The organism is Bartonella rattaustraliani AUST/NH4 (assembly GCF_000312565.1).
GTDB lineage: Bacteria > Pseudomonadota > Alphaproteobacteria > Rhizobiales > Rhizobiaceae > Bartonella > Bartonella rattaustraliani.
In genome coordinates this window covers 17,802-31,640 of the sequence record NZ_CALW02000005.1, presented here as the reverse complement: position 1 = coordinate 31,640, position 13,839 = coordinate 17,802, and the positions used below count along the sequence as shown (strand labels likewise).

General features: G+C 37.7%; 9 protein-coding genes. 4 read left to right on the top strand and 5 right to left on the bottom strand.

The genetic code is table 11. The annotated features are described in order from the left end of the window. Positions 1–116: 116 nt before the first annotated feature. Both BN67_RS00195 and BN67_RS00190 read right to left on the bottom strand, forming a co-directional pair. Positions 117–1,634 (bottom strand): phospholipase D family protein, encoded by a 1,518-nt coding sequence (locus BN67_RS00195; RefSeq protein WP_425277071.1) that lies wholly within the window; start codon positions 1,632–1,634, stop codon positions 117–119. Between the two features lie 501 nt (positions 1,635–2,135). Continuing rightward, positions 2,136–3,521 (bottom strand): sigma-54-dependent transcriptional regulator, encoded by a 1,386-nt coding sequence (locus BN67_RS00190; RefSeq protein WP_019222161.1) that lies wholly within the window; start codon positions 3,519–3,521, stop codon positions 2,136–2,138. 267 nt (positions 3,522–3,788) lie between these two features. On the opposite strand from BN67_RS00190, the gene omp10 reads away from it, so the two are divergent. Next, positions 3,789–4,157: an outer membrane lipoprotein Omp10 gene (gene omp10 / locus BN67_RS00185; protein WP_019222160.1), complete on the top strand. Its 369-nt coding sequence runs from the start codon at positions 3,789–3,791 to the stop codon at positions 4,155–4,157. Between the two features lie 770 nt (positions 4,158–4,927). On the opposite strand, the gene BN67_RS00175 is transcribed toward omp10, so the two are convergent. Both BN67_RS00175 and galU read right to left on the bottom strand, forming a co-directional pair. Then, complete coding sequence (locus BN67_RS00175) at positions 4,928–5,923, bottom strand: KpsF/GutQ family sugar-phosphate isomerase (protein WP_019222158.1); 996 nt, start codon at positions 5,921–5,923, stop codon at positions 4,928–4,930. 51 nt (positions 5,924–5,974) lie between these two features. Then, positions 5,975–6,853, bottom strand: a complete 879-nt coding sequence (gene galU, locus BN67_RS00170; RefSeq protein ID WP_019222157.1) for a UTP--glucose-1-phosphate uridylyltransferase GalU — start codon at positions 6,851–6,853, stop codon at positions 5,975–5,977. Between the two features lie 263 nt (positions 6,854–7,116). Between galU and BN67_RS00165 the strand changes: the two genes are divergently transcribed. After that, entirely contained in the window at positions 7,117–8,373 is a 1,257-nt protein-coding gene (locus tag BN67_RS00165; RefSeq protein ID WP_019222156.1) for a lytic murein transglycosylase, read from the top strand. 69 nt (positions 8,374–8,442) lie between these two features. After that, positions 8,443–9,444: an SGNH/GDSL hydrolase family protein gene (locus BN67_RS00160; RefSeq protein WP_033313029.1), complete on the top strand. Its 1,002-nt coding sequence runs from the start codon at positions 8,443–8,445 to the stop codon at positions 9,442–9,444. Between the two features lie 176 nt (positions 9,445–9,620). Here BN67_RS00160 and BN67_RS00155 read toward each other — a convergent pair whose 3' ends face one another. Continuing rightward, positions 9,621–11,645 carry a M3 family metallopeptidase gene (locus BN67_RS00155; protein ID WP_019222154.1) on the bottom strand — a complete coding sequence of 675 codons (2,025 nt, stop codon included), beginning with the start codon at positions 11,643–11,645 and terminating at the stop codon, positions 9,621–9,623. 332 nt (positions 11,646–11,977) lie between these two features. Between BN67_RS00155 and mgtE the strand changes: the two genes are divergently transcribed. Next, a complete protein-coding gene (gene mgtE, locus BN67_RS00150) occupies positions 11,978–13,357 on the top strand; it encodes a magnesium transporter (protein ID WP_019222153.1) in 1,380 nt (459 codons plus the stop codon). Positions 13,358–13,839: the final 482 nt, after the last annotated feature.

Here is a 13,839-nt window from a genome sequence, read left to right as displayed (position 1 = left end):
TCTAAATACAGATGCGGTTCTCATACATCATTATGGATTGGCGAAAAATTATGCCATGCTACCAAAAAAATGAAAAGAAAAATTAAAATAATTTTCTCAATTATAGTTTATAAAATCTATAATTGTGATTCAATGGGTAGCAAACTTATTATTTTTGCAAACGCACGACGCCAAAAATTGCTTTCTGGTTCATAATCGATACTATGCTGTTTTTCATTTTCAATAAAATCCCAATAAATACGGTTGTTATCACCAAGACGAAGATGATAACTCATTTCAGCGGTCGTTTCTTCAGAAAAAAGCAGGTCTAATCTTGCTGCAATCGGTGCACATTCAAAAAGAATACCCATTTCTGTATTGAGTGCAGCGGATCTTGGATCAAAATTTAAAGACCCAATAAAAGCAGTTTTCCGATCAACCAAAAAAGCTTTAGCATGTAAACTTGCTTTACTTGACCGAAACAATCGCAACCCATGCATATTTCCATCCGGTTTTAACTCATAAAGCTTAACACCACTTTTCAATAACGCCTTACGGTAAGGTACATAGCCACCATGTACAAGTGCCACATCAGTCGCTGCTAAAGAATTCGTCAGAATTTTGACATCAACACCTTTTGAAACGAGATCGCTAAAACTTTGCATCCCTATCTTGCCAGGAACAAAATAAGGGGATATAATCTGGACCGTTTTTTTAGCATCCTCAATAACCTCAGAAAGTGCCTTCATGAGCCAATTTTCCGCTTTTTTGCGCAATGCTTTTTCCGGTGGATCCGAAAGAACAGTAACTTTATCGGCTAGAAATAATCGTTTCCCTGTCTGAATAAAACAATCAAAATTAATATGCTTTTTGATATAATCTAAATAAACTTTCGCAACCTTGGAATTACGAAACTCTCGTAACTTATCCTTCCAATAATCAAGGTCGCTTGCATTTTTAGAAACAACCAAAGTGTGAATCGGTAAAACGACAGCACTGTTCCAAAAGTCATCAAAAACAGTTTCCACCTTTTTAACCGAGGGACCAATTAACATCAAATCTAAATCTCTAAAATGCGACTCTTTACCAGCATCAAAATAAGAATCTGCAAGATTGCGTCCTCCTACAAAAGCTACACGTCCATCCACAATAAAAGCTTTATTATGCATTCTGCGTGTTACAGTAATTGCCCGCAATATAATTTCTAAACCACGACGTAAACCACCTTTACGAGACCGCCCTGGATTAAACATTCTTATTTCAATATGAGGATGTTTATTCAACGCAATATAAGCTGGATCACGCGCTTGGGCATTAATATCATCTAAAAGAAGACGAACCCGAACACCACGATCAGCCGCTTCTACTATTTCACTTAATAATATGCGCCCCGTTAAATCATCATCCCAAATATAATACATAAGATCAAGACTGCGCCCTGCCTCTGCTGCTCCTATTGCACGAACATAAAACGCATCCAAATTACTAATGATCAATGAAAGAGCATCCTTATCAACCCCTAATCCATCCGTTTTCTCTGCTAACTGACTGACTATACGATCAAGCTTGGTTTCATCTTTTTTAACAGTTAATGCATAAGAACACTCTCCCCTAGCATTTTTAATAAAGCGCCCATATGTGTAAATCGCTAACATGGACGCAACCAAAAAAAATATAATGAAATCAATAAGAACCTGAAACAGAGACAAAGAAGATCAACTTTCTATTTTTTAACGATCACACAATCATTGTTACGAACCAAGACATTCAAATTAAGCATGTGAACTTCATCATACAGCAAACAGAATGCCATTTCTTACTTAAAAGAATATAAACCCAATACCTGGTGATTCCAAAATTTTAGCTTCATGTATGCTCAAAAGCGCAAAGACTATCTTCTCGCTTGAAATGCTACGTGAGATAAAATTGTAAACACAAAAATCAGACTTGAAAGAAATATTAAAGACGATAAAGCAAACAGAATCTCAAAAAGACTCCACATAATAAAATCTAAACTTCATTATATTCGCAAAATTATTTTCAATATTGAAACTTTGCACTAAAGAATATTGATTTTTTACCCCCATTATTTTCAAAAAAGCTTACGCTTTTTTTTGAAAATAATGCTTTTAAGAAACAGCACTTTATTACATATTCTACTTATGTTCTTGGTTCTTTATCATTCTCAAATCTTCCATTTTGCGATAAAGTGTAGAGCGCCCGATATGAAGACGACGAGCGATCTCACTCATACGTCCCTGATAATGTTTAACCGCTTTTTCAATAATATCACGTTCCATCTCTGCAAAAGTACGTACATGCCCATCACCCCCCAAAAACTGTATTAATTCTTCTTCATAGTTTTCTTGTACATCACTCTCAATGATATTTGGAACATTCATCAATGAATTTCCCATTAATTGGGGAAAATCTCGAACCGTTAACAACGGCCCCTCACTGAGTAAAATTGCGCGAAATAAAAAATTTTCAAGTTGATGCTGATTGCCAGGCCAATCATGCTGCATAAGTAATGAAAGAGCCGAACCTGCTAACCCATGAACATGCGATTTCCCTGTTTCCGTAATAATGCGGTCAATCAAACGTTGTGTAATTTCTGAAAAGTCATCTCTCAATTCTCGTAAAGCAGGAACACTGATAGATAACTGGGAGAGCTGTTCAAACAAACTATGCAGAAACGGCCCTTGTGCAACCATATCTTTTAACCGTGACGTTGAAATAGCAATGATCCGAAAAGGAAAAAGTTGACCCTTTGTGTGTTTTTCTCTTTCTTTAAGATAAGAAACTAAACGCTTTTGCTGTATGATCTCGAGGCGATCTACATCACAAAGGCAAAGTGTCCCTTTTTCAAGAGAAGAAACCAGTGGTAAAAACTCTTGAAACCAATGGTAGCTTTCTTGTTCTGGATCAATAATAGCTGAACATTGGAAGCGAATAAAATCCCCCTCAGATAATAAACCCTCGTGATGAATAATACGGGCTAATGTTTCCCGACCAGTTCCAATTTCACCTTCTATCAAAAGATTCTGTAAAGAATCCGCTGCTTTTCTCGATTGTTCTAGAACAATCTGCATTGGTTGGCTTTTTATACAAAGATCAGAAAAACGCAAGTGGTTTTCATTTTTTCGCCGAATATAACGAACCTCACGCTCCAATGCAGAAACAAGAGCAAGAAGATCCAAAGTAACTCTTAACCGCAGTAAAGTAACAGGATAAATCCAATAATCAATCGCTCCAGCTGTTAAAGCTTTCTGCAGTAAATCCTGATTCTCGTGTTGTGCTATCACAACAATAGGAACAACAACACCTGCAACTCTAATCATTTTAATCAAATCACTTACACTCAAATCACTCATGATGACATCAAGGAGTGCAAGCACAATATTTTTACGCCTGTGTAAAAGATCAATCGTCCGAAGACCATTTTCTGCTTCAATGACACGGTAACCAAATCCCCGAAGCATGGTAGAAAGCTCTACACGCTTTCCATAGTCTTCACTTGCAACAAGAATGGGACCCACCATAATCTTAATAATCTCCCTTGAGACTACTACATGGCTTAATGGAAAAATGCTTAATGGAAAAATTGTTGTAAAGCATAAGAAATATTTTACCTCTTGTGTTTCAACTACAAACCTTATCAAGCTGTTCATTAAATACAAATTAAGGCATTTTTTTCCATTTTTTTGCTTTTTCATTGATTTTTATTAAATTTTTCATATTGACTCATAGAGTAATTTGACAATGTTATAGAAGCTAGAGAGTAAATCAACATAAATTAGAGTAAAAAAATGAAACATACCTGCCGCCTTTTATGTCTTACAATCACCGCTTTGGTACTCTGTGCCTGTGGCTTTTCCCAATATTATGAACAAAATATACCAAATGGAATTGATGGTAAATGGGTGGATGAGAACGGTATACTCTCTTCTTTCAGCGAAGGTGTTTTTGAAACACGCGCAGCAGACACAGAAGAAAAACTCTCGGAAGGTACATATAACTATATCAGCGCTCAACATGTAGAAATTGAAATACGCTCTATTCTCCGTGGAACAATATCTAAAGTTAATTGTACACTATCACGTGGAGCAACACAGCTTTTCTGCACTTCACATACTGGAATACAGTTTTCTCTTAAGCGAAAATTTAAAACCAAATAAAAACCACAGTTTCTGTTAGAAATGTGGACAGTTAATAGAGTAATGAACAATGACAGCTTGTCGTTTTCATGCTGAATGGGGATTCTCAATATCATGAGATTTTCTCATTTCAGCTCTTTTCGTGAGGCAATTAGTCGAAATCATTCTCTTATACATCACAAATGGAGTTGGCATATGGATAAAACTCATTTGGAATAATACAAAAGCGCCTCTCACAACAACACCTTGATTTATCATAATTATTTTCATTATTCACCTTAAATCATACCCTTAATACCCGTAAGATTCTTTCATTTTTCATGTTGAATCAATTTTGTTCACTTTGCTTTACACCAAGCGGGATTGATGTAGGGATAAAAACTGGAAAAGAGAAGAGGAAAAATGTCTCTCATGAACCGCCTTCATGCAAGGACTGTCACGCTCTCATGAATTGGTAAATACACTACGAGCTCATAAACATCATGACAGTAGCCTGCTTGTTACAAACCATCTTCATGCACAAAACTCTTGTCACATACAAAGCTATCTTAGCAGCTGGCAAATATGCTAAAGATACAAACTTATGATACCACAGAAATTTAAGAGAGATAAATTTTCTTCCTGATAAAAGACTTAAAATACACAAAGATATTAATATAATCTTTTGCTCATAAAACTCATAAACACTAAAGAAGCAAACAACCGTTTTTTCGTAAAAGCACACACTGTTGTAGAAAGAAATTGTTGAAGCTCTCTTAAACGACAATAAAGTTTTGATATAAGGGGCCAACTTACACAGCACCAATGCGCAAAAGATCGTGAAAATGAACTATCCCCACTGGTTGCTTATCCTCAACCACAAAAAAAGCACCAATATGATGATCATTAATAAAAGCTGTAGCAGCACCAACCAACATATTGGGCTCTACAACTTTAGGATCTTTTGTCATGACCTCATCAACATTAAATTTTGATAAGTTAAAGTGAATATTGCGTGCAAGATCACCATCAGTTACAATCCCAACTAATTGACCTTTTTGATTCACAACACCAACACAACCAAAATGTTTTTCAACCAAAACATTCATCGCTTCAGTCATAGTTGTCCCCTGCGCGACTAAAGGAATACGACCGCCTCTATGCATAATATCACGCACGTATTTAAGGTTTGCACCAAGAGAACCACCAGGATGATAAATTTTAAAATCCGTTGCAGTAAAGCCACGCATTTCCAAAAGAGCAACAGCTAATGCATCTCCCATCGCCAACTGCATAACTGTTGAAGTTGTAGGAGCAAGCCCATGAGGACAAGCTTCTTCAGTTTGTGGCAACAAGAGTACAATATCAGCTTCTCGCCCCAACACAGAATTCTCACCCGATGTCATGGCAATAAGCGGAATACGAAAACGCGCGGCATGGTTGATAATACCACTTAACTCCAGGGTCTCACCTGACCATGATAAAGCCAAAATAACATCATCCGACCCAATCATCCCAAGATCACCGTGATTGGCTTCTGCTGCATGAACAAAAAAGGCAGGTGTCCCCGTCGACGCTAAAGTCGCAGCAATTTTCGTCCCTATATGACCACTCTTCCCAAGACCAGTAATCACCACATGGCCATTCGCCTTCCTGATCGTTTGAACAGCAGCTTCAAAAGAAGAAGAAAGGTTTCCCAAAAGGGCTCTTTCAAGGGCTTCAAGTCCTTGTTTCTCAGTCGCAAGTGTTTTAAGTGCCGATATAACGACATCCTGCAAAACCATATGAGAAAACTGTTGTATTGTCATAAATAAATTTGATAAATGAAATTAAAGCCGAGATCTATCTCATTTTCCAATTTAAATGGTTTCTAGTAAATTTTTTAATAATAGAGAAACTCGGCTATGCATATCAGAGCGTGCTAGGGAAAATGCAACATTGGCTTCAATAAAGCCAACTTTAGAGCCACAGTCAAAAGTGATCCCCTCTAACTGGAAACCAAAAAAATCCTGCTCATTTGCAAGCCGCACCATCGCATCTGTTAACTGAATTTCATTTCCTGTCCCCCGTTCTTGGTTGGAGAGAATATTAAAAATTTCTGGTTGCAAGATATAACGTCCATTGATGTATAAATTCGACGGTGCAGTCCCTTTTTTGGGTTTTTCTACCATTTTTGTAATTTTAAAACCGTTCGCAATCTGCTCGCCTTTTCCAACAATACCATATTTGTGTGCCTCTCTAGGATCACACTCCTGAACCGCAATAATATTGCCTCCACCGGTTTTTTCATAAAGGTTAATCATCTCAGAAAGGCACCCCTTTTTGGCTTGTATCAACATATCAGGTAATAACAAAGCAAAAGGCTCATTCCCAACTAATTCACGCGCACACCAAATCGCATGTCCTAAACCTAAAGGCTGTTGTTGCCGTGTGAAAGATGTTGTCCCTGGTGGAGGCTGCAAATCCTGTAAATGCGCAAGCTCTGCTCTTTTGCCACGCTCAAAAAGGGTCGTATATAACTCAACTTGCGCATCAAAATAATCCTCAATAACGGCCTTGTTGCGTCCCGTAACAAAAATAAAATGCTCAATACCAGCTTCACGTGCCTCATCTACAACATATTGGATAATGGGCTTATCAACAACCGTCAGCATTTCTTTAGGAATTGTTTTTGTTGCAGGTAAAAAACGCGTGCCAAGACCAGCCACAGGAAAAACTGCTTTTCGGATCCTACGCACTCTCACACTCCTCATTCATTATACAACGTTCTGATTTTATTTAACATATGTTTTACCAAAAGGTAAAAAAGATTTCTTAATTGTTTTGAATGCTCTTAAGAGATGGACAGAAAAGAAATACAATAATATGATGATTTACTGGAAATATTTTTTCACAACAAATAATTTGTTTTAGTCTTCACTCTTCGCTTGATAACATCATCGATAACACCAAATACAAAATAAAATTCTGGTGCATCAAAATATTTGAGGGGAATTTAAAAATGCAAAAAACAGAATCTAAGGCTTTTTTTTCTTCAAAGAAGCCAATCAATCAAAAAACGCTTTCCAGAGGTTTGGCCGTTCTTTTTTCTCTTTTTTTTATGTTTTTTGCCTCCTCTTTACATGCTGATAATGGTTTTAAACACTGGATTAAAGAGTTTAGGAAAATAGCTCTTGCCCATCATATTTTGCCCTCTACATTTGATATGGCTTTTAAAACCATTCACGCAATGGATCCAGAAGTTTTAAAAAAAGCTGCATATCAGCCAGAATTCGTTAACCCTTCATGGAGCTATTTCGATAGTCGTGTTCACGATATTGCGATTGTGGAAGGGAAGCGCAAAGCCCAAAAATGGCATAAGTGGCTTCCTTTAATAGAAAAACGTTTTGGTGTTGACCGCAATATTTTACTCGCTATTTGGTCAATGGAAAGCAGTTATGGAAAAATTTTAACAAATAGCAGTGTAATGCATGATACTATTCGCTCACTTGCAACCCTCGCTTATGCTGACCCAAAACGCACAAAATACGCGCATGCGCAACTAATTGCTGCCATGAAAATTCTTCAAAGTGGTAAAATTACACGTGCACAACTCACGGGATCTTGGGCTGGTGCAATGGGACATACGCAATTTATTCCAAGCAGTTATCTTGCTTATGCTATCGACATGGATGGCGATGGGAAAAGTGATATCTGGAACTCTATCCCAGATGCCCTCGCGACTGCTGCTAACCTTCTCCACAGGAATGGTTGGAAGCCTAACCTCCCTTGGGGCTTAGAAGTGAAACTACCGAAGAAGAAAAACCTTCCCAATGATTGGCATTCTTTTACACAATGGACAAAGATGGGAGTAAGAAATGCGAATGGACACCCTCTTCCTGCCTCATCGGAACAAGCCATATTGAAATACCCAGATGGATCTCAAGGACCTATATTCCTCGTCACAAAAAATTTCTTTGTTCTTAAACATTATAATAATGCAGATCGATATGCTTTAGCTGTTTCGCTTCTTGCTGACCGTATTGCTGGACATCCTGGATTAGTTCAAGATTGGCAACGCCCATTTCAACCTCTTACTTTCCCTGAATGCAAAGAGCTGCAAGCTCGTTTAAGAGCCCTTGGTTATTATAAAGGAGAAATTGATGGCAAAATCGGAACAGCCTCTCGAAATGCACTTAAAGCTTTTCAACTACGCCATCATTTAAAGGTCAATGGCTATCCAAGTGCTGAAGTTCTCTTGTTTCTTCGAAAACAATAATCGGGAGTAAAATGTTTGTTTCATTTGCGCCCAATATACTCCATTTCTTTCCTTTTCTCTCTATTTGCATTGAGCGTCATTCACCCCTCTCCCAGTGAAGCGACAAACTTTTTTAAATGGTTGTCACAACACAACAAACAAGAACAACCACAAGTTAGAGAACAAAAACTATACAAACCACAAAAAAAAACCGTCACACGAAAATCCGCCCCAAAATTGAAAGAAGAAAAGGCAAAAAGCATTCTTATCCTGGGGGATTTCGTCGCTTCTGCTGTTGCCGAGGCACTTAAAGAATTTTTTATTGAAAATAATAATATCGTCATCATAAACGCTACGATGCCAAATTCTGGCTTGGTCAGAACTGATGACTATTCTTGGAAAAACAATATTTCTAAACTCATTGAGAAAAATAAACCCGATATTATCGTCATGGTGATAGGTGCCAATGATAATCAATCAATCAGAACACTTCATGGTATATTGAATACGCGCGAACCAGAATGGATAAATATCTATAAACAAAAAATTGCTGAAGTTACTGAAAGTCTTCATGCTTCAGAAAAGCCATGGATATGGATGGGACAACCCGCTTTTGTAAATGACAACTTAACAGAAAGAATAAAAATTTTTAACAAGCTCTATAAGCAAGAAACAGAAAGTGCTGGAGGATATTTTATCGATATTTTGGAGGGTTTCATTGATGAACAAGGACAATTTTCTTTTTCAGGTTATGATATAAATGGAAAAGTCGTTACATTGCGCACATATGATGGTATCAATTTTACTCCTGAAGGAAAAAGAAAACTTGCTTCTTATTTAGAAAAAAAATTGGAAAATATTCTCAATATTTATATACCCTCTCATGCACCTGTACTCTTGAACGCTGTCCATTCTCCAGAACTTATGCAAGAGCCACAAAAAATTGAGCGCCTACCTCCTATGAGTCTTGATGATATGGCACAACAAAATACTGGCTTACTCAGCAGAAGAGATCAAAACTTCATAAAAGGACCATGGTTTCCACTGAATGGTTATCAGAAAGACCGCGCTGATAACTTTTCTTTCCCATAATGTCCTTTAAAAACATAGAAGATTCTTTTCCTCACGCATTAAAAACCAATAAAACAAAAAGTCTTTTTTCATAGAGTTATGATAAAGTTCAGACTTGAATACATCTTAATCATAAAAAAAACACAATACGGTATGGCGTTAGCCATACCGCTCTTCTTTACAGTCCTCGTTTTTGTTTACAGCCCACGTTTTTGAATCATTGCTTCTGGTGAAGGCAACCGTCCACGAAAAGCTTTATAAAGTTCCTCTGGGTCACGGCTTCCTCCAGCAGAATAGATAAAACGTTTTAAGCGATCAGCAAGTTCTGAATTAAAAACATCATCTGTTTCTTCAAAAGCTTGAAAAGCATCAGCATCAAGCACCTCAGACCACATATAAGAATAATAACCAGCAGCATAACCATCTCCTGAAAACACATGCGTAAAATGTGGGGGACGGTGACGCATAATGATTGCATCAGGCATCTGTAATTTTTCTAATTCTTGCGCCTCAAATATCGTTGGATCATTGACGGGTTTTCCTTGGTGAAAAGCCATATCTACGAGTGCCGATGAAATAAATTCAACTGCAGAAAAACCCGCATTAAATGTCTGTGCTGATAAAACCTTATCCATCAATTCTTGTGGCATAGGAAGTCCTGTTTTTATATGCGTTGCATAAAATTTTAAGACTTCTGGTACAATTAACCAATGTTCGTAAAGTTGTGAAGGAAGTTCAACAAAATCACGCGAAACCGATGTTCCTGATACAGATGGCCATTTGACATCAGACAGCAAACCGTGCAATGCATGCCCAAATTCGTGAAAAAGTGTCTGCGCATCATCAAGTGATAAAAGTGCAACTTCCCCTTTAGATGGTTTAGCAAAATTACAAATGTTGTAGATAATAGGCTTTTGTCCACCATTTAATTTATGCTGTGATTGCAACCTGCTCATCCATGCTCCAGATCGTTTTGAAGAGCGTGCAAAATAATCACCAATAAAATGTCCAAGCAGGCTTCCATCAACTTTTTTTACCTCCCACAAACGTGCATCAGGATGCCAAAGTGCAATCGATTTTTTTTCTTCAAATGAGATTCCAAAAAGTTTTCCTGCAACTCCAAAAGCTGCTTCAATCATGCGATCAAGTTGAAAATAATCTTTAATTTCAGCGCTGTCGAAAGAAAATTTTTCGGTGCGAAGTTTTTCAGTATAATAGCGCCAATCCCAAGCTTTTAACGATTCATTGCTTCCTTGATTATTTGCAAAACTTTGCAATTCCACCTGTTCACTCGCAGCCTTCACCCTTGCTCTTTCCCATATAGGTGTAAGCAAATCCATAACGGCATCAACGGTTTTCGCCATGGTATTATCAAGTTTTAAATCTGCGAAAGATTGATATCCTAGTAACTTTGCTTGCTCATCTCGAAGTGCAATAATCTCCACAATAGTCGCCCGATTATCATTGTCATTCTTGTTTTCACCACGCTTGGACCAAGCTTGAAATGCAATTTCACGCAAATCACGACGATCAGAGAATTTCAAAAACGGCTCAATAATTGAGCGTGCTAATGTGAGTACATAAGCTCCCTCATGCCCTCTTTCACTTGCCATTTCCTTCATTGAAGCAATAAGGTCATTAGGCAATCCAGATAAATCTGTTGGTTCTAACAATAAAATCCATTCTGCTTCATCTTTTAAAACATGTTGACCAAAAGTAGCGCTTAAAAAAGCAAGCTTTTCATTAATTTCTACAAGCCGCTTTTTCCCTTTTTCATCAAGCTTTGCACCATTACAAACAAACCTCTTCCACCATAATTCAAGCACACGTTTTGTTTCACTATCATATGCCCCCTGCTGCGATTGTTTATAGAGCGCATCTATTTTTGCAAATATCCGTGCATCCATCATCATTTTTGAAGAATAATGAGAAAGTTTTACAACAAACTCTTGTTCTAACTTCTGAATCAACGCATTACTAAGCGCACCTGAACGCAAGAAGAATATTGAACATACCCGATCAAGTGCTTTGCCAGAAAGCTCAAAAGGTTGCAAAAAGTTTTCAACTGTTGGTGGCTCTTGTGCTTTTGCAATCTTCTCTAGTTCTTCTTCTGCTTCTTGAAGAGCATACTCAAAAGCGGGTTTAAAATCTTCATCACTTATTGAAGAAAAATCAGGAAGTCCTGAATATCCCTTCCAGTCCAGCACCGATGCTTTTGTCATAATATTCACTATCTCCTTGGTATAAACTTACGCAAACTAAAATCCTTCATCAAATGTCGCGATTACATTAATGACACAAATTGATCATACACTAAAATCATGTGATATGATGAAAAAGTACCCTTTTAATCAAAAAATAAAAAATATTTTTATCAGTGTTTGATTTAGAAAGTTGTTTATAATCTGCAAATTATTGTTCATTTTATTTTAAATATTAACAGTTTTTAAGTATAATTATGGGGGTTTTTTTGAAGTCTTTCATCATTTTTTTTAGCTTATCCATTCATCATATGAACTTGTAACTCTCCAAACCTTGTGGAAAGTATTTTGTCATGACTGAAATTAAAACGACCTTCGACGTCAAAAATTCTTCTCCTGAAGTCCTCGCTGAAGAGTTAAAAAATTTCCATTTTGCTGACTCCATTGATATCATCAATGATCTTGATATCATGGAACGTATAACTATTCTTAGCCTTCTCCCTCTTGATTATGTTATTGAGCTCTTTGATAAACCGGAACTTGAGCAACCAGCAGCTATTCTTGAACTTCTTCCTGTTACGCGTTCAGTGGAAATTCTTGACGGTATGTCTGCTGACGCTGCTGCCGACGTCTTTCAAGAAATGGATAAGGAAACCCGCACGCGGCTTTACGCATTGCTCAAACCTTTAACACGCGCTGAAATCAAAAAACTCACGAGTTATCCTGATCACACAGCTGGCGCCCTCATGACAACAGAGTTTATCGCAATCCCAGCAAACTGGACTGTCAAAAAAACGCTTGATTATATCCGCGATGTTGAACGAACACGCGAAACCGTTTACACGAGTTATGTTATCGAACCCAAAACAGGCACCCTTCTCAAAGCTGTTTCACTGCGTAACCTTATACTTGCTTCACCCGATGAGCCAATTCTAAACGTCTCTACACATGATACTTCCCCCATTACAATTTCTCCTCTTACACATCATGAAGATATTGCGCGTCTTTTTCAGCGCCACGACCTTCTCTCTGTCCCTGTTATTGATGAAGGAAATCATGTCATCGGTATTGTGACAGTTGATGACGTACTTGATACAATGGTTGATGAAATGAGTGAAGATGCCTACAAATTCGGTGGTATGGAAGCTCTTGATAAACCCTATATGCAAATAAATTTTCTCGGAATGATGAAAAAACGTGGGGGATGGCTTGCTCTCCTTTTTCTTGGCGAAATGTTGACAGCAAGTGCTATGCAATATTTTGAAACAGAACTTGAAAAAGTCATCACCCTTACACTGTTTATTCCCCTTATTATGAGTTCAGGAGGAAACTCCGGATCGCAAGCAACGTCGCTTATTATTCGTGCTTTAGCTTTACGTGAACTCACACTCCAAGACTGGTGGAAAATTATTCTGCGCGAAATTCCAGCCGGGATATCTCTTGGCATTCTGCTTGGAATTATTGGAATGATGCGTATCGCTATTTGGCAAGGACTCGGTATTTACGACTATGGTGAGCACTGGATTTTCATAGCTATGACAGTAGGAACGGCTTTAATTGGGGTTGTCACTTTTGGTTCTTTATCCGGATCCATGCTTCCCTTTATCCTTAAAAGCTTAGGTTTCGATCCGGCAAGTGCTTCAGCACCTCTTGTTGCAACTTTAGTGGATGTTATGGGAATTGTGATCTATTTTTCCGTTGCTTCCCTTATCTTATCTGGAACTTTGCTTTAATAGAGCGTTCTGTTTTTCCTGCAGACCGCGCCTTTATTCAAAAACGTAAGCAATAAAAGCGTGAGATGATGCGTCATCTTCCTATCTTAAAGAAAGTGTTGTGGGTGCTTTTGAAATTTGTAAAGCTGAATGAAAGAATGATGAGAAGAATTATTGGCTGTTCCCTTTACAGCTTCATCTTCTTTCCACATGAGACTGTCCTCCCATTTCAGAAATGACACAAATAGAATATATGCGATACGCTTGCTCCCATATGGCATACAAAAGCTGTAACAAGCCATCATCACCATTCTCTTTACCAGCTCATGATCTATTTACGCGCGCATGAGATTACGATAAACCCTTGCATAAAAGCAGTTCATGGGAGGTATTTTTTCTCCTTTCCTTTATTTTACCCTCATGCCAATTCTGCTGATAGTGTACAAGCCAAGTAAACAAAACTGATCAAGATAAAGGGGGGGGGTGAAATGAGAGAATCTTAC